Source organism: Streptomyces sp. NPDC058157 (assembly GCF_042884105.1).
Lineage (GTDB): Bacteria > Actinomycetota > Actinomycetes > Streptomycetales > Streptomycetaceae > Streptomyces.
Genome location: NZ_JBHVUQ010000001.1, coordinates 30,483 through 49,095, shown reverse-complemented (window position 1 = coordinate 49,095; position 18,613 = coordinate 30,483). Strand labels below are relative to the sequence as shown.

Annotated in this window: 3 protein-coding genes; all 3 read right to left on the bottom strand. The window is 76.1% G+C overall.

The annotated features are described in order from the left end of the window. Positions 1–23 precede the first annotated feature (23 nt). The 3 genes from ACFVXK_RS00205 to ACFVXK_RS00195 all read right to left on the bottom strand — a co-directional run bounded on the left by ACFVXK_RS00205 (position 24) and on the right by ACFVXK_RS00195 (position 18,599). A complete protein-coding gene (locus tag ACFVXK_RS00205) occupies positions 24–224 on the bottom strand; it encodes an MbtH family protein (RefSeq protein WP_382986644.1) in 201 nt (66 codons plus the stop codon). 61 nt (positions 225–285) lie between these two features. Then, on the bottom strand, positions 286–10,794 hold the full coding sequence (locus ACFVXK_RS00200) for an amino acid adenylation domain-containing protein (RefSeq protein WP_389608841.1): 10,509 nt from the start codon (positions 10,792–10,794) through the stop codon (positions 286–288). Beyond that, the gene (locus ACFVXK_RS00195) at positions 10,791–18,599 is read right to left on the bottom strand and encodes an amino acid adenylation domain-containing protein (protein WP_389608839.1); all 7,809 of its coding nucleotides are present in this window, start codon (positions 18,597–18,599) and stop codon (positions 10,791–10,793) included. The genes ACFVXK_RS00200 and ACFVXK_RS00195 overlap by 4 nt, the downstream gene beginning before the upstream one ends. Positions 18,600–18,613 lie beyond the last annotated feature (14 nt).

Genomic DNA, 18,613 nt, shown 5'->3' with positions numbered 1-18,613 from the left:
CGTGGTGCCCGGGGATCGTCGGGTCAGCCGGCCATGCTCACGCGGAGGCTGAGCGGGCGCATGTCCGTCCACACCCGCTCGATGTGCGCGAGGCACTCCTCCTTGGTGCCGCCCACGCCCTGGTCGTGCCAGCCGAGCGGGACGGGCCGGCCGGCCTCCCAGAGGGAGTACTGCTCCTCGTCGTTGGCCACGACCAGGTACTGCTGCGGGGACGCGTCGTTCATGGTGTTCTCCTCGATGGATCGGGAATGCGGAAGGGTTGGGGGTGGAGCTGGGTGGAGCGGGTCACGCGGGCAGGGCAGCGGCCAGCAGTTCGGCCAGCACCGCGCAGTGCGGGGGGTCCACCAGGTCGTGGTGGTTGCCCGGGACGGCCGCGCGCAGGACCTCGCCCGCGCTGCGCGCGTGCCAGGCCGCCGGGTCGACCAGCGGGGTCCCGAGCTCCGGGTGCCGCTCGTCGACGGTGAAGAGGTGCAGTCCGACGGCGAGCACGGCCTCGGTGCGGTAGGCGGCGGAGGCCGCTCCGTTCGCCTCGGCGACCCGCAGCACCCTGCGCAGGGCCTCCGTGGGGGCGGTACGGGGGAGGGTGCCCTCCGCCCGGCCCCGGCGGACCAGGACGTCGAGCAGTTCCTCCTCGTCCAGTTCGCGCGCCGAGTCCGCGTCGATCCCGGCGGCCAGGCCGTACCGCAGCAGGTCCGGATCGACCGGCCCGGCAGCCGCAGCGGCCCGGTTCCCGGGAGCCGCCCCCGGCGCGGCCGCGTCGATCAGGCCGAGGAAGGCGACCTCCTCGCCGGCGGCCTCCAGCCGGGCGGCCATCTCGTAGGCCACCGTCCCGCCGAACGACCAGCCGGCCAGCAGGTACGGGCCGTGCGGCTGCTCCTCCCGCAGGGCGGCCAGGTAGCGCTCGGCCATCTCGGGCACCGACTCCAGCGGCCTCTCGTCGGTGTTGTAGCCCACCGACTCCAGACCGAGGATCCGCCGGTCGCCCCCAGGACGGGCGGACAGGTCCCGCACCAGGTCCCGGTAGCAGACGACGTCGCCGCCCCGCGGGTGGACGAGGACCAGCGGCGGCCTGGCCGAGTCACCCTCGGCCAGCGGGACCAGCAGCCTGGCGGCGGCCGCCCCCGCGTCCGGCAGCGCCTCGCACAGCAGCTCCACCGTGCGCCGGCGGAACACCAGGTTCAGCGGCAGCTCCACCCCGAACTCCCGGCGCACGGCCGCCATCAGGGCGAACGCCTTGAGCGAGTGGCCGCCGAGGGCGAAGAAGTCGTCCCTCACCCCGATCGGGGAGGTGCCCAGGGTCTGCTCCCACAGCCGGGCCATCCGCAGCTCGGTCGTGTCGCGCGGGGCGATCCGTCCCGCGCCCCCGCCGCGTGCCGCGTCCGCCGACGGCGCGGGCAGCGCCTTGCGGTCGAGCTTGCCGTTCGGGGTGAGCGGGAGCCGGTCCAGCGCGGTGAGGACCGCCGGGACCATGTACTCGGGCAGGTCCTGGCGCAGGAAGTCGCCGAGCTCGCGCACGTCGCCCTCCTCGTCCCGCCAGGTCACGTAGCCGGCCAGGACGGCGTCGACGCCCGTGCCGTGGACGGCCACGGCCGCAGCCAGCACCCGCGGGTGGCGGGCGAGCGCGGACTCGATCTCGCCGAGCTCCATGCGGTGGCCGCGCACCTTCACCTGGCCGTCGGCCCGGCCCCGGTACTCCAGCGTGCCGTCGGCGAGCCGGCGTACGAGGTCACCGGTGCGGTAGAGCCGTTCGCCCGCCCCGTACGGATCGGGAACGAACCGGTCCGCGGTCAGCGCCGGCCGCCCGTGGTAGCCGCGGGCCACCCCGTCGCCGCCGATGTAGAGCTCGCCGAACACACCCACCGGCACCGGGCGCAGCCGCGCGTCCAGGACGTGCAGCCGGGTGTTGGCGAGCGCCGTGCCGATCGGCACCGGCCCGTCGCCGACGGGGCCGGACAGCCGGTGGGCCGTCGACCAGACGGTGGTCTCCGTCGGCCCGTACACGTTCCGGACGGTGCCCAGCGCCGTACGCATCCGCTCGGCCAGGGCCGACGGCAGCGCCTCCCCTCCGCACAGCGCCCGTACGTGCGGCGCCCGCCACCCGGACTCCATCAGCTGGTGCCAGGTGGCCGGAGTGGCCTGGACGACCGTGACCGGCGCCGAGTCGAGCTCCTTCGCGAGCAGGGTGCCGTCCCGCGCGGTCTCGCGGTCGACGACCCGTACGGTCGCTCCGCACACGAGCGGGACCAGCAGCTCCAGCACGGCGATGTCGAAGGAGGCGGTGGTGACGGCCGCGACCGTGTCACCGGCCGTCAGCTCCAGCCTGCGGACCATGTCGCGGGTGAAGTTGGCCAGCGCCCGGTGCGGGACGGTGACCCCCTTCGGGCGTCCCGTCGAGCCCGAGGTGTAGAGCGCGTACGCCAGCTGCTCCGGCTCCAGCCGCACGGGTGCGGGGTCGGCCGGCGCGCTCCCGTCCGCGGCCAGGGCGTCGAGGTCCACCACGGCGACCCCGTCCGGGACCGGCGCGGCTCCGTTCAGCCCCGACACCACCATCACCCGGGCGCCGCTGTCCGCGAGCATGTAGCCGATGCGGTCGGCCGGATAGCCGGGGTCCACGGGCACGTAGAGGCCGCCGGCGCGCAGCACGCCCAGCAGCGCCGCCGGGAGCAGCACGGAGCGCTCCGCGCAGACCGCCACCGCGTCCTCCGGACCGACACCGAGCCGGGCCAGTTCCCGGGCCAGCCGCCCCGAGACCTCCCAGAGCCCGGCGTACGTCAGGCTCCGGTCGCCGTCGTCCACGGCGACCGCCCGCGGCGTGCGGGAGGCCTGCTCGCCGACGAGCACGGGCAGCGGCCGGTCGGCGGCGGGCTCGGCGGAGCCGATGCCCTCACCCAGGATCCGGCGCTCCTCGGCCGGACCCATCAGGGGCAGGGCGCCCAGCGGGGTCGTGGGATCGGCCGCCGCGGCCGTGAGCAGTTCGGCCAGCGCCGAGGTCATGCGTTCGACGGTCGCCCGGTCGAAGAGGTCGGTGGCGAACACGGCCTCGCCGCGCAGCGCGCCCCCCTCCTCGACGAAGTACAGCGAGAGGTCGAACTTCGAGGCACCGCTGGCCAGCGAGAGCGGCTCTACGTCCAGGCCGGCCGGCGCGGGCGGCGCGGCGGCCTCCTCGTCGAGCACCAGCATCACCTGGAACAGCGGGTTGCGGCTCAGGTCGCGCTCCGGCCGCAGCTCCTCCACGAGACGCTCGAACGGCACCTCCTGGTGGGCGTAGGCCCCCAGCGCCGTCTCCCGCGCCCGGTCCAGCAGCTCGCCGAAGGCAGGGTCGCCGGACAGGTCGGTGCGCAGCACCAGGTTGTTGACGAAGAAGCCGATGAGCGGCTCCAGTTCGGTGCGGTCACGGCCGGCGATGGGGGAGCCCACGGCCACGTCCTCGCCGCCCGACCAGCGGGCCAGCAGGGCCTGGAAGCCCGCCAGCAGCACCATGAACAGCGTGGCGTCGTGCCGGCGCCCCAGGTCGCGCAGCTGCCGCAGCAGCGGCTCGGGCAGTTCGAAGGAGAACTGCCCGCCGCGCCCGGACGGGGTGGCCGGCCGGGGCCGGTCGGTGGGCAGGTCCAGCGGCGCCAGGCCGCCCAGGCGCCCGCGCCAGTACCCCAGGGCGTCCGCGAGGGCGTCGTCGCCGAGGCGGTCGCGCTGCCAGGAGGCGAACTCGCGGTAGGAGACGGCGAGTTCGGGCAGCGACTCGGCCCCTTCGGCGGTGCGGGCCCGGTAGGCGGCGAAGAACTCCCGCCAGAACACCCCCACCGACCAGCCGTCGAAGGCGATGTGGTGGGCCACGATCACCAGCAGGTGCTCCCGCGCCGAGATCCGCACCAGCCGGGCCCGCAGCGGGCCCGCCGCCGTCAGGTCGAAGGGCAGCGCGGCGTCGTGCGCGGCCAGCTCCCGCGCCCGCTCCTCGGCCGCCGGCGCACCGAGCTCCGAGAGGTCGGTGAACCCGGGGGCGAACAGGGAGGCCGGACCGGGCACGACACGGGCCGCGAAGGCCCCCTCGTCGCCGCCTTCCGCGGTCTCCTCGATCCGCGAGCGCAGCACCTCGTGCCGGGCGACGACGTCCGCCAGCGCGCCCAGGGCGGCGGCGGTGTCGAGCTCCCCGGTCAGCCGCAGCGCACCGGGCATGTTGTAGTCGGGCCGGCCCGGCTGGAGCCGGTCCAGCAGCCACAGCCGCTGCTGGCCGAACGAGAGCGGGCCGGGGCCCTCGGGCAGCGCGGGGATCGCCGCTCCCGCCGCGTCCGCCGCGACCGGTGAGGCCAGCGCCCGGGCCAGGTCCTCGGCCACCGGGTGCCGGAAGATCAGCTGCATCGGGATGTCCAGGTCCAGCAGGGCGCGCAGCCGGGAGATGACCCGGGTGGCGCGCAGGGAGTGCCCGCCGCGCTCGAAGAAGTGGTCACGGACCCCGATCGGGCCCTCGCCGAGCACCTCCTCCCAGACCTCGACGACCGTTCGCTCCAGCGGGGTGCGCGGGGCCACGTGCTCCCGGTGCCCGCCGGCCGCGCCGGCCTGCGGAGCGGGCAGCGCGCGGCGGTCGGTCTTCCCGTTCGGGGTCAGCGGCAGCGCGTCCAGCACCACCAGCGCGGACGGCACCATCGCCGCCGGCAGGGCCGCGCGGACGAAGTCCAGCACGGCGGCCGGATCACCGCCGCCCTCGCGCCACACCACGTACCCGGCGAGCAGCCGGCCTTCGCCCTCGCCGTGCGCGGCGGCCACGGCCCGGGCCACGTCCGGATGACGCAGCAACGCGGCCTCCACCTCGCCCAGTTCGATCCGGTGACCCCGGACCTTGACCTGGTTGTCCCGGCGGCCGTGGAACTCCAGCACCCCGTCGGACCGCAGTCGCGCCAGGTCGCCGGTACGGTACATGCGCGCGCCGGGCGGCCCGTACGGGTCCGGCGGATAGGCCTCGGCGGTGCGTGCCGGATCGCCCAGGTAGCCGCGGGCCACCCCGCGGCCGGCGATGAACAGCTCACCGATCGCACCCCGGGGGAGCGGTTCGAGGTGCTCGCCGAGCACGAGCACCCGGGCGCCGGGCAGCGGCCGCCCGATGGGGATGCGGCCCGCCTCGATGTCGGCGTCCGTCACCACGTGGTACGTGGTGGTGTTCGTGCACTCCGTCGGACCGTACTGGTTGACCAGCCGCAGCCGCCCGGGCACGCCCAAGGTGTGGGCGGCGCGCGCCAGCCCGGGGGTGAGCGCCTCGCCGGTGGTCATCACCAGCCGCAGCGCGGGAGCGGGTTGCGTGACGGCGGCGACCAACGGCTCCAGCATGGACGGGACGATCGACAGCAGCGCCGTCACACCCTCGCCGTGCAGCAGCCGGGCCAGCGCCTCCGGGTCCCCGGCCTCGTCCTGCGAGGCCAGCACGATCCGCCCGCCGGTGGTCAGCGGGGCGAACAGGTCACGCACCGACGGGTCGAAGGTCAGCGCGGTACGGGCGAGCACCGCGTCCTGGGGACCGAGGCCGAAGGTGGCGGTCAGCGCCTCCAGGTAGCCGGTGACGGCTCCGTGCGTGACGGCCACGCCCTTGGGGCGCCCGGTGGAACCGGAGGTGTACAGCAGATAGGCCAGGTGCGCGGGGGAGGCAGGGACGGGCGGCTCCGTGGCGGGCAGCGCGTCCACCACGTGCCGCTCGGCGTCCAGGTCCAGGACCGGTACGTCCCCGGTCAGGTCCGCGGGAGCCCCGCCGGGCAGGCCCGCCGTCAGCACCAGGTGGGCGCCGCTGTCGGCGAGGACCGTCCGGACGCGCTCGGCCGGGTGTCCCGCATCGAGCGGCACGTAGGCGCCGCCGGCCTTCAGCACCGCGAGGACGCACACCAGCATCCGCGGGTCCCGGCCGGCCAGGACGGCCACCCGGGTCTCGGGGCCGGTGCCGAGCTCCCGCAGGCGGTGGGCCAGCCGGTTGGCGGCCGCGTCGAGCTCCGCGTAACCGAGGGTGCGGCCCTCGCAGGTCACGGCCGGGGCGTCCGGCCGCAGCCGGGCCTGCTGCGCCACCAGGGAGTGCAGGGTCCGCGCCGCCGACGCGTCCGTGCGCGGCGCGGACTCCTCACCGAGCAGGGCGGCGTGCTCCTCGGGCGACAGCACGTCTAGCCGGGACAGCGGCGCGTCGGGGGTCTCGGCAGCCCCGGCCAGCAGCCGCAGGTAGTGCGCGCCGAACCGCTCGACGGTGGCCCGTTCGAAGAGGTCCGTCGCGTACTGGACGGTGCCGGTCAGTCCGCCGGGGTGCTCGGTCATCGCGAGACTGAGGTCGAACTTGGCCGTCCCGTTGGAGGTGTCGAGGCTCTCGACCTCCACACCGTCCAGCGGCAGGGCGGCGAGCTGCTCGGGATGCAGCTGGAACAGCACGTCGAACAGCGGGTTGCGGCCGAGGTCGCGCTCCGGCCGCAGCTCCTCCACCAGCCGGTCGAACGGAACGTCCTGGTGCTCGTAGGCGGCCAGCGCGGTGCGGCGCACCCGCCCCAGCAGGTCACCGAAGGCCGGGTCGCCGGACAGGTCGGTGCGCAGCACGAGGGTGTTCACGAAGAAGCCGACGAGCGGCTCCAGCTCGGCGCGGTCGCGGCCCGCGATGGGCGAGCCCACCGCGATGTCGGCCTGGCCCGTGTAGCGGGCCAGCAGCGCCTGGAAACCGGCCAGCAGCACCATGAACAGGGTGGCGCCGCGCTCCCGGGCCAGCGCGCCCAGCCGCTGGGCCAGCTCGGCCGGGACCTCGAAGACGAAGGCGTCGCCCGCGCCGGAGCGCACCGGCGGCCGCGGCCGGTCGGTGGGCAGCTCCAGGGCCGGGAGCCCGGCGAGGGCCGCCCGCCAGTACGCGATGCCCGCGTCGGCCTCCCCGCCCGCCAGCCGGCGCTGCTGCCAGTACGCGAAGTCCCCGTACTGGAGCGGCAGTTCCGCCAGCTCCGGACGCTCGCCGCGGCGCAGGGCCGCGTAGGCCCCGGACAGCTCCCGCCACAGCACCGGCATCGACCAGCCGTCGCCGACGGTGTGGTGCAGGACCAGGACGAGGAGGTGCTCGTCGTCGGCGACCCGCACCACGCGGGCCCGCAGCAGGGGCGCCGAGCCCAGGTCGAAGGGGGCGGCGGCGTCCGCGTGGGCCAGGCCGAGCGCCCGCGAGCGGGCCTCCTCGCGGGGCAGGCCCCCCAGGTCGGTGCGGACGGGGACGAAGACCTCCGGCGCCTCCACCACCTGGACGGGGCCCGACGGGCCCTCGGTGATCCGCGAGCGCAGCACCTCGTGCCGGGTCACCACCGCGCACAGCGCGGCGTCCAGCGCGTCGGCGTCCAGCGCGCCCCGCAGCCGGGCCGCGACGGGGATGTTGTAGTCGGGCCGGCCGGGCTGGAGCTGGTCCAGGAACCACAGCCGCTGCTGCGCGAACGACAGCGGCGCGCTCTCCCCGGCCGGCCGGGCGCCGATCGCGGTGACCGCGGCCGCCGCCGGAGCGGCGGTGCCGGGGCCGTCACCGCGCAGGGCGTCCAGCGCCGACGCGAACCGCTCCAGCGTGGGGTGCTCGAACAGCAGCCGCAGCGGCACCCCCGTGCCCAGGCGGGCGCCGAGCCGGGACACGGCGCGCGTGGCCCGCAGCGAGTGGCCGCCCAGGGCGAAGAAGTCGTCGTGGCGGCCGATCCGCCCGGTGCCCAGCACCTCGCCCCACACGGCCGCGGCGAGCTCCTCGGCCGCGGTCGCCGGCGCCGCGAACTCGGCCCGGAGCACCCCCTCCTCGGGGGGTGCGGGCAGCGCGCGCCGGTCCAGCTTGCCGTTCGGTGTCACCGGCAGCGCGTCGAGCGGCACGATCACCGAGGGCAGCATGTACGCGGGCAGCCGCTCGGCGAGCGCCCGCAGCAGCTCCGGCGGCTTCGCCACCCGGCCCTCCGAGGGCACCACGTAGCCGACCAGGCGCTGCTCGCCGGGGGTGTCCTCGCGGACCACCACCGCGGCGTGTCCGACCCGCGGGCTGCGCAGCAGTTCGGCCTCGATCTCGCCCGGCTCGATCCGGTGGCCGCGGATCTTGACCTGCTGGTCGCTCCGGCCGAGGTAGTCGACGGTGCCGTCGGGGCGCCGCCGGGCCAGGTCGCCCGTGCGGTACATGCGGGCGCCCGGGGCGCCGTACGGGTCGGGGGTGAACTGCCGCGCGGTCAGGCCGGGGCGGCCGAGGTAGCCGCGGGCCACGCCGCTGCCGCCGACGCACAGTTCGCCGACGGCGCCCTGGGGCACCGGGCGGCCGCGCCCGTCCAGGACGTACAGGCGGGTGTCGTCCAGGGCGGTGCCGATGGGGACCCGGCCGTCCACGACGGCGCCGGCGCGGGGGTCCAGCCGGTGGTGCGTGGCGAAGGTGGTGGTCTCGGTGGGCCCGTAGGCGTTGACGAGGACGGTGTCCGGAGCCTGCTCCAGGGCCCGGGCGAAGGAGTGCGGGGAGGCGGCCTCGCCGCCGGTCCACACCTCCCGCACCCGCGTCAGCAGCTCCACGCACTCCTCGACCACCAGGTTGAACAGGGCGGCCGTGAGGAACATCGAGGTGATCCCGTGCTCCTCCACCAGCCGGGCCAGGGCGGCGGTGTCCACCCGTCCGGGCGGTGCCACGACCACCAGCCCGCCGGACAGCAGGGGCGCCCACAGTTCGTACGTCGAGGCGTCGAACGACAGCGGGGAGTGGGCCAGCACCCGCCGGTGCGCGGCGCCGAAGGCGGTGTCACGGGCGAGCGCCGCCACGTTGGCGTGGGTGACGCCGATGCCCTTCGGCTCGCCCGTGGAACCGGAGGTGTACATCACGTAGGCCAGCTGGTCCGGTGAGCACGGCGGGTACGGGACCCGTGCGGCGGCCGCGGGCCCGTCCGCCGGGGCCGTCGCGTCGAGCACCGGAACGGGCGAGGTGCGGACCGCCTCGTGCTCTGCCGTCGCGGGATCGGCGAGCAGCAGGCGGGCGCCGGTGCGCTCCAGCATCCAGTGCAGCCGGGCGACGGGGAACCCCTCGCCGAGCGGGACGTAGAGCCCGCCGGCCTTCAGGACGGCCAGGATCGCCACGGGGAGGTGGACCGAGCGCTCCATCAGCAGGGCGACCGGGGTCTCGCGCCCCACCCCGGCGGCGGCCAGCCGGGCCGCCAGCAGGTCGGACCGGGAGTCGAGTTCGGCGAAGCTCAGGCGGTCGGCGCCGCACACCACGGCCTCGGCCCCGGGGGTGCGCCGGACCTGCTCGGCGAACAGCTCCACCAGGGAGGCCGGGGCCAGGTCCGGGCGGGCCGTGCCGTGCCCCTCGGCCGCGAGCCGGGCCGCGGTCGGGGCGGAGGGCAGCAGCTCGGCCAGGGGACGGTCGGGCTCCTCGGCGGCGCAGGACAGCAGCTCCAGGTAGTGGCCGAGGACGAGTTCGGCCGTGGCCCGGTCGAACAGGTCGGTGTCGAAGACCAGCGAGCCGGAGCAGGTCTCGGCGCCCTCGGAGACGAAGACGCTCAGGTCGAAGAGGGAACCGCCGAAGTCGGTGCGGACGGCCCGCGCGTCCAGGCCCGGCAGCCGCAGCCCGGCCGTCTCGTCCTGGGCCGACGCGAACGTCACCTGCACGAGCGGGTTGCGGTCGCCGACCCGCTCGGGGCTCAGGTGCTCCACCAGCCGGTCGAAGGGCACCTCCTGGTGGTCGTATGCGTCCACCGTCGCCCGGCGGACCCGGCCGAGCAGCTCACGGAAGCCCACCTCGCCCGACAGGTCGGCGCGCAGCACCACGGTGTTGACGAAGAACCCGACGAGGGGCTCCAGTTCGACCCGGTCGCGCCCGGCCACCGGGGTGCCGACGGCGATGTCCGTGCTGCCCGCGTAGCGGGCCAGGGTGGCCTGGAAGCCGGCCAGGAGCGTCATGAAGAGGGTGGCGCCGGCGCCCTCGGCGATCCCGCGCAGCCGGGTGGTGAGGCGGGCGTCGAGGGTGAACTCCAGGCTCGCGCCGTCGCCGCTGCGACGGGTGGGACGGGGCCGGTCCGCGGGGAGTTCGAGGGCCTCCAGCCCCGCCAGGGACTTCTCCCACCAGCGCAGCGATCCGTCCATCGCGCCGCTCGCGAACCTCTCGCGCTGGGTGCGGGCGTACGCCTGGTAGTCCAGGGGCAGCGGCGCCTGCGCCGGGGGCCGCTGCGCGAGCAGGGCCGCGTAGCCCTCGGACAGCTCCTGCCACAGCAGGCCCATGGACCAGCCGTCGGTGGCGATGTGGTGGACCACCAGCACCAGCAGGTGGTCCTCGGCGCCGAGCCGGATCAGCAGGGCGCGCAGCAGCGGGCCGGCCGCGAGGTCGAAGGGTCTGCGGACCTCCTCCCGGGCCAGGCCGTGGGCCCGCTCCTCCAGTTCCGCGAGGGGGGCCTCGCCCAGGTCCAGCACGGGCAGCGGGACGGTGGCCGGGGCGGGCAGGACCACCGGGTGCGGGAGGCCGTCGCGCTCCTCGAAGACGGTGCGCAGCGGTGCGTGACGGGCCACGACGGCCGTCAGGGCGTGGCGCAGCGCCTCCGGGTGGAGGCGGCCGCGCAGCCGTACGACCTCGGGGATGGCGTAGCCGGGGGTGCCGTCCGCCATCCGGTCCACCAGCCACATCCGCTCCTGGGCGAACGAGGCGACGGGCTCGGCGTCCGGCCCGTCCGCGGCCGGAGCGGGGACCGGCGCCGGCGCGGTGGCCGGACCGGCCGCCGTGTCGTCCAGTGCGGCGCGCACCCGGCGGCGCAGCAGTTCACGGGCGGCGGCCAGGCGGCTGTCCGTGCCGGCGGCCGGCAGGCTCTCCTGGGTGGTCACGAGGTCTCTCCCTGAAGTACGAGTGAAGGAACGGCGGTGTCGGTGGCGGCGAACGGGGCCGGTTCGGCCTCCAGTTCGGCCAGCAGCACCGTTTCGACGGCGATGGCGAGGGCGGCGACGGTCCGCTGCTCGAAGAGGGTGTGCAGGGGCAGGTCCAGGCCGAGGGACTGGCGCAGCCGGGCCGCCACCCGGGTGGCGCTCAGCGAGTGCCCCCCGAGGGCGAAGAAGTCGTCGTGGCGGCCGATCCGCGGCGCGTCCAGTACGGAGGCCCACACCATGGCGACCAGTTCCTCGGTCTCCCCGGCGGGCGGCTCGTAGCCGGTGGCGGCCGCCGCGGCGGGAGCCGGGAGCGCCCTGCGGTCGAGCTTGCCGTTCGGGGTGACGGGCAGCCCGTCCACGACGACCAGCACCGGCACCATGTACTCCGGCAGGGAGCGGGCCAGTTCGGCGCGCATCCGCTCGGTGTCCGGCGCCGGGTCCGCCCCGGCCTCCGGGACGACGTATCCGACGAGCCTGCGCTCGCCCGGGACGTCCTCGCGGACGACGACCGCGGCCCGGCCGACGCCGTCCAGGTGGCCCAGCGCCGTCTCGATCTCGCCGAGCTCGATCCGGAAGCCGTGGATCTTCACCTGGTCGTCGGTGCGGCCCAGGTACTCCACCGACCCGTCGGCCCGGTGGCGGGCCAGGTCCCCGGTGCGGTACATGCGTGAGCCCGGCGGGCCGAAGGGGTCGAGCGGGAAGCGCTCGGCGGTCAGGGCCGGGCGCCGCAGGTATCCGCGGGCCAGGCCCGCGCCCGCCAGGAACAGCTCGCCGGCGACCCCCACCGGCACGGGCCGACCCCGCGGGTCGAGCACGTACAGCGAGGTGTTCCAGATGGGCCGGCCGATGGGCACGGGCCCGACGTCCTCGCGCAGGCAGTCCCAGTGCGTGACGTCCACGGCCGCCTCGGTGGGCCCGTACAGGTTGTGCAGGGGCACGTCGAGCACATCGAGGAACCGGTTCTTCAGCTCCTCGGGCAGGGCCTCGCCGCTGCACACGACCCGCCGCAGCGACCGGCAGCGGCCCGCCCCGGGATCCTCGACGAACGCCGCCAGCATGGACGGGACGAAGTGGACGGTGGTGACCGACTCCTCCTGGATCACCCGGCTGAGGTAGGCGGGGTCCTTGTGCCCGCCGGGCTCGGCCACCACCAGGGTCGCGCCGGTGATCAGCGGCCAGAAGAACTCCCACACCGACACGTCGAAGCCGAAGGGGGTCTTCTGCAGCACCCGGTCGTCCGCACCCAGCCGGTACCGGTCCTGCATCCACAGCAGCCGGTTGACGATGGCCGAGTGCTCCACGACGACGGCCTTGGGCCGCCCCGTCGACCCGGACGTGTAGATCACGTACGCGGGGTGCGAGGGCCGCGGCGCCGGCCCCGCCGCGGCGGGGCCGCCGTCGTGGACGGCCCCCGGATCCAGCCGGGGCAGCTCCGCCGAGACCGGCAGCGCCGCCGCCACCGCGTCGTCCGCGAGCAGCAGCACCGGCCGGGCGTCGGACAGCAGGTACGCGATCCGGTCCGCCGGCAGCGAGGGGTCCACGGGAAGGTAGGCGGCCCCCGCCTTCAGCACGGCCAGCAGCGAGACCACCATCCCGGTGGAGCGGTGCAGGGCGACCGCGACGATCTCCTCCGGACCGGCGCCCCGGGCGCGCAGGATCCCGGCCAACCGCTCGGCCCGGGCGTCGAGCTCGCCGTACGTCAGGCGCTCGCCGCGGAAGACGGTGGCCGGGGCCTCGGGCGTCCGGGCCACCTGCTGCTCGAACAGCTCCACCAGCGTGGTGTCGGGGACCGGTACCGCGGTGCCGTTCCACTCCCGGATCAGCCGGTGCTGCTCCGCGGACAGCAGGTCCACCTCCCCGACCGCGGTGTCGGGGGCGTCGGCGACGGTCGTGAGCAGCCGCTCCAGCGCCTCGCCCAGGCTGCGCGCCGTCCGCGTGTCGAGGACGTCCGCCCGGTGGTCCAGGTGCAGCCGCAGTCGCTCCCCGGGCAGGACGATGAGGTTGACGGTGTAGTGGGTGGCGTCCGAGCCCTCCACCCCGGCCAGCCGCGGCCCGCCGGCCAGGTCCCGCATCGACTCCAGGTCCAGCGGGTAGTTCTCGACGACGACCGTGGTGTCGAAGAGGGCGCCCAGCCCGGCCGCCCGCTGGATGCCGGCGAGTCCGGCGTGCTGGTGGTCCATCAGCTCCGCCTGCTCGTCCTGGAACCGGCCGAGCGCGGCCAGCAGCGGCTCGTCCTCGCGGATCCGGAACCGCACGGGCAGCGTGTTGATCAGCAGGCCGACCATGTCCTCGATGCCCGCGACGTCGGCGGTGCGCCCGGAGACGGTCCCGCCGAACACCACGTCCTCCCGCCCGGTCACCCGGCCCAGCAGCATCGCCCAGACGCCCTGGACCACGCTGTTGAGGGTCACGCCCGCGGTACGGGCCCGCGCGGTGAGCCGGGCCGTCAGCTCGGCCGACAGCTCCACCGGGACCCGCTCGGGCAGGGCGTCGATCCGGTTCGGATCGGCCGCGCCCAGCAGGGTCGGCTCCTCCAGCCCGGCCAGCGCGTTGCTCCACGCGGTCTCGGCGGCGCCGTCGTCCTGGCGGGCCAGCCAGTCCAGGTGCGCACGGTACGGGACCGCCTCTGCGACCGCGCCGGATTCGGCGGCCGGGGTCCGTTCCGCGTATCCGGTGAGCAGTTCGCGCAGCAGCACCGCCGAGGACCAGCCGTCCCAGACGATGTGGTGGTTCGTCATGACGAGGCGGTGCTCGGCCGCGCCGAACCGGACCAGGGTGAAGCGCACCAGCGGCGGCCGCTCCAGGTCGAAGCGCCGGGCCCGGTCGGCCGCGAGCAGCCGCCGCCACTCCCGCTCCCGGTCGGCGGAGCCGAGTCCGCCCAGGTCCACGGCGTCCCACGGCACCTCGACGGACTCGACGACGACCTGCGCCGGCCCGTCCAGACCCCGGTCGGTGAAGGCGGAGCGCAGCGCGGTGTGGCGGCGCAGCAGCCGGTCGCAGGAGGCCCGCAGGGTGTCCTCGTCCAGGGCGCCGTCCAGGGTGAGGACGATCTGGCCGGTGTAGGCGTCCATCGCCCCCGTGTCGAAGGCGGAGTGGAAGAAGAGTCCCTCCTGGAGCGGCGAGAGCGGCAGCACGTCGCAGAGCCCGGCGTAGCGCGCGGCCAGGGCGTCCGTCTCCGGCTGCGTCAGCCGGACCAGCGGCAGGTCGCGGGGGGTGAGGCGGCGCGGTCGGGGCGTGCCCGTCCAGCCGGCCAGCAGGCGCAGGGCCTCGCCCCAGGCCGCCACCAGGGCGTCCGCCTCGGCGTCGGTCCACAGGTCCGCGGGATGGGTGACGACCGCGGTGAAGGCGGGACCGCCGGAGCCGTCCACGGCCATGGCGTCGATCTGCAGGGCGTGCTCGACGGGCATCGCGGGATCCACCTCGGCCCGCAGGCCGCCCGCCTCGGGGGCGGGGCTCCACGGCGCCTCGCCGCCGCCGGCGAACCTGCCCAGGTAGTTGAACAGGATCCGGGGGCGCGGAAGCCCGGACAGCTCTGCGGCGGCTCGCGGATCGAGCCTGCTCAGCAGCCCGAAGCCCGTGCCGTGGTCCGGTACGGAGGCGACCGTCGCGTGGATCCGCGCGACCAGTTCGGCGAGCGCGTCGCCGCCCCGGGCCGCCGCGTCCATGTCGAGGCCGTCCAGGTCGAACCGGACCGGGTACTGGGTGGTGAACCAGCCCACGGTGCGCGCCAGGTCGTGCCGGCCGGTGCGGTCGACGCGGCCGTGGCCCTCCAGGTCGACCAGCAGCGACCCCAGGGCGCTGCCGGGGGAGCGCAGCCGGTGGGCCGCGAGGACCAGACCCGCGAGCAGCACCTCGGCCGGGCCGGTGCGCAGCGCGCCGGGCACCCCGGCGAGCAGCGGGCCGGCGACCTCGGCGGGCAGGTCGAGCGTCAGCGTGCGCGTGGCGCCGGCGGTGTCGCGCACCGGGTCGGGGATCCGCTGCCAGGGCTCCCGCGGGTCCGGGACGTCCCCGGAGCCCTCCAGCGTCGAGCGCCAGAAGGGGAGCTCGGCCTGCACCTCCGGGGAAAGCGCCCGGAGTTCGAGATGGTGGGCCCACGCGCGGAACGAGGCCTCCCCCTGCGCGGCCGGCAGCGGACGCCCGGCGACGGCGGCCTCCCAGGCCGCGGCCAGGTCGGCCGCCAGGATCCGCCACGACACCCCGTCCACCGCCAGGTGGTGCACGCACAGCAGCAGCCGGTCCGCCGCCGCCCCACCGGTGTCGAAGCGCACGGCCCGGAGCATCACCGATGCCGCGGGGTCCAGCTGTCCGGCCGCCTCCCGGGCCGCCTCCGCCATGATGGCGGCGCGGACGGATGCGCCCGACCCCGCCACGTCGACGGTGTGGAACAGCCGGGACACGTCGACCGAACCGAGCTCGCCGACGGTGCACAGCGGGCCCTCCGGGCCGGCGGTCACCCCGAGGCGCAGCGCCCCGTGCCGGTCCACGACCGACTGCAGGACCCGTACGAGCGTGGGATCGTCCGCGCCCTCGGGCAGGGTCAGCACCATGGACTGGCTGAACCGGCCGATGGGGCCCGGCCCGTCGAGGAGCCAGCGCATGACGGGTGTCGCGGGGAGCGGACCGCATTCCGCGACGGCCGGAGCGGCGGCGGCCGCGGAGCTCCCGTGGCCGGGCTCGCCGACGGCCGCCGCGAGGGCGGCCGGGGTCTTGTGCGCGAACACCTCGCGCAGGGTGAAGGAGAAGCCCCGGGCCCGCGCCCGGCTGGTCAGGCCGAGGGCGGTGATGCTGTCGCCGCCGAGCTCGAAGAAGTTGTCGTCGGGGGTCGCGGTGGTGCCGAGGGCCTCGGAGAACAGCTCAGCGAGCGCCAGCTCGGTGGCGCCGTACGCACGCTCGGGGCGTTCCCGACGTTCCACGACCTCGGGTACGTGCAGCCGCGCGCGGTCGACCTTCCCACCCGGGGTGAGGGGCAGCCGGTCCACCGCCACGAAGGTGCGGGGCACCATGTAGCCCGGCAGGACCCGGCCCAACTCCGCCGCCAGCGCGTCCGGTTCGGGCACCGGGCCGCCGTCGGCCGGCGGTGCCACGAAGGCGACGAGCCGGCGGGTGCCGCCCGCGGGGGAGTGCACGACGACCGCGGCCTGCCCCACCGAGGGCTGCCGGCCGAGCACCGCCTCGATCTCACCCAGTTCGATCCGGTGGCCGTTGATCTTGACCTGGCGGTCCACCCGCCCCACGAACTCCAGTTCGCCCCGCGGCGTCCAGCGCACGAGGTCGCCCGTCCGGTACATCCGCGCCCCGGGCACACCGGAGAACGGGTCCGGCACGAAACGGTCGGCGGTCATGGCCGCGCGCCCCGCGTACCCCTGGGCGAGACCCGCACCGGCCACGCAGAGCTCGCCGGTCGCTCCCGGCGGCAGCAGCCGCAGCCCCCGGTCGACGACGTACGCACGGTGGTTGGCCATCGGGCGGCCGATCGGCGGGATCCGGCCGTGCGAGGGCGCCACCACCCGGTGCATGGTCACGGACACGGCCGCCTCGGTGGGCCCGTACGCGTTCCAGACCTCGCGGCCGTCCGTCGCCCAGCGGTCCACGGCGTCCCCGGACGGGGCCTCACCGCCCGTGGACAGGAACCGCAGCGCCGGCAGTCCCGCCGGATCCAGCAGCGGCAGGAGGGCCGGCGGCAGGTCGGCGACCGTCACCGCCTGCTCGGCGAGCAACGCCTGGAGCCGGTCGACGTCGACCCGCTCGGCGTCGGTGGCCAGGACCAGGGTGGAACCGCTCAGCAGGGAACCGAACACGTCCAGGACGGACACGTCGAACGACAACGAGGCGAACCCGAGGAACCGCTCCGCGCGCCCGGACCCCTCGGAACCGCCGCACAGCGCGAGGTGGCCGCGCACGAAGTCGACGGCCGCCGCGTGCGGGACGACGACGCCCTTCGGCTCGCCCGTACTGCCCGACGTGTACAGCAGGTACGCGGCGGACGCACCTGGCACCGGTACCGACATCCGGCCCGGCGCAGCCCCGTCTGCCGGCGCACCGGCGTCGACCACCCCCGGCAGGTCGTGCGGCAGCCGGTCGCGGCTGCCCGGCCCGGCGACGACCGTGCGCAGCCCGGCGTCGCGCACGATGTACGCGATGCGCTCGGCGGGCAGGCCGGGGTCGAGCGGCACGTAGCAGCCGCCCGCCTTCAGGACCCCGAGCAGGGCCGCGACCATCGACGGGGAGCGCTCCACGCAGACGCCGACCGGGGTCCCCGGCGCGACGTCCGCCCGCAGCCGGTCCGCGATGTCCTCGGCCCAGGCGTCGAGCTCACGGAAGGTGACCTCCTGGCCGGCGCAGACGACGGCGGCCCGCTCGGGGCTGCGCTGCGCCGCCTCCTCGAAGAGGGCGTGCAGCGTCGCGTCCCCCGCCCCGGGGCCGACGCCGCCCTCGGCGAAGACGGCGAGCCGCTCCTCGTCCTCGGCGGTCAGGAAGGGCAGCGAGCCGACCGCGTCCCCGTCCTCGGCCGAGGCGAGCGCGACCAGGAACCGGGTGAACCGCACCCGCAGCGCGTCGAGTTCCTCGCGGTCGACGTCGGCGGCGTCGCCCTCGGCCTGCACGGTCAGCGGGCTGTCGCCGCCGCGGTCGTAGACGTTGAGGGAGACGTGCTCCACCGGGCCGACCGAGAGGTTGTGCGCGAAGGCGGGAGCACCGGCGAAGGACAACTCGTAGTCGAAGGACATGAGGTTGACGGCGGCGTCCCACAGCCGGGGTCCGGTCCCGGTGAACTCCTCGATCCGGTAGCGCTGGTGGCGCAGGGCCTCCTTGATGCCGGCCGAGGTGGCGCGCAGCAGCTCGCCGACCGTCGTGTCCGCGCCGACCGCCAGCCGCAGCGGCAGCACCTTGGAGAACATGCCGGGCGTGCGACGGGCGTCCGGGGTGGTGCGGCCGGTGACCGGCAGGCCCAGGACCACGTCCTCGGTGCCGCCGGCGCGGTGCAGGTGGGCGGCGGCAGCGGCCATCACCAGCGCCGACCAGCGCGTGCCGTGCCGGCGCGCCGCCTCGCGCAGGACGCGGGCGTCGGCGGGGTCGAGGTCCCCGCTCACCCGCACCGTCGTACCCGAGGCGGGCGCCGGAACCCGGCCGGTGAACGACACGGGCTCGGGGGAGCCCTCCACCCGGCCCCGCCAGAACTCCCCGTCCGCCGCGCACCGCTCGGAGCCCGCGTACTCCTCCTCCTCGGCCACGATCCGCCGCCACGGCGCGCTCTCGAAGTCCGGCACGGGCTCGCCCGCGACCAGCGCCGAGTACACCTGCGCGGTACGCCGCGCGAGGATCGAGCCGGTGACCCCGTCCGCGACGAGGTGGTGGTAGCCCTGCATCCAGCGGAAGGCCGCCGGACCGGTCCGCACCAGGAGGTACCGGCACACGTCCCCGGCAGCCAGATCCGTCGGCCGGGCCAGCTCGGCGCGCATCAGCCGCTCGGACTCGGCGTCCGGGTCCGGGTGGCCGCTGACGTCGACCGTCTCCATCCGCAGCGGCGGCGGCCCGGCGGGTATCTGGTGCACCACCCCGTCCACCTCGGCGAAGCGCACGCACAGCGTCTCGGTCCCGGCCACCATCGTGCGCACCGCCTCGGTGAGCAGCTCCGGATCCACCGCCCCGCGGATCTCCAGGTACTCGGCGATGGTGTAGTCGAGGCGGGTGGGGTCGAGCTGCTGCGCGAACCAGACGCCGTTCTGCGGCGGGGTCAGGGGCAGCGGCCGGGGGTCGTGAGTGGCCATGCGGTGGTCAGTCT

Coding starts and splice junctions, on each gene's coding strand:
- ACFVXK_RS00195 (WP_389608839.1), bottom strand. CDS start 18,599: ATGGCCACTCACGACCCCCGGCCGCTGCCCCTGACCCCGCCGCAGAAC.
- ACFVXK_RS00205 (WP_382986644.1), bottom strand. CDS start 224: ATGAACGACGCGTCCCCGCAGCAGTACCTGGTCGTGGCCAACGACGAG.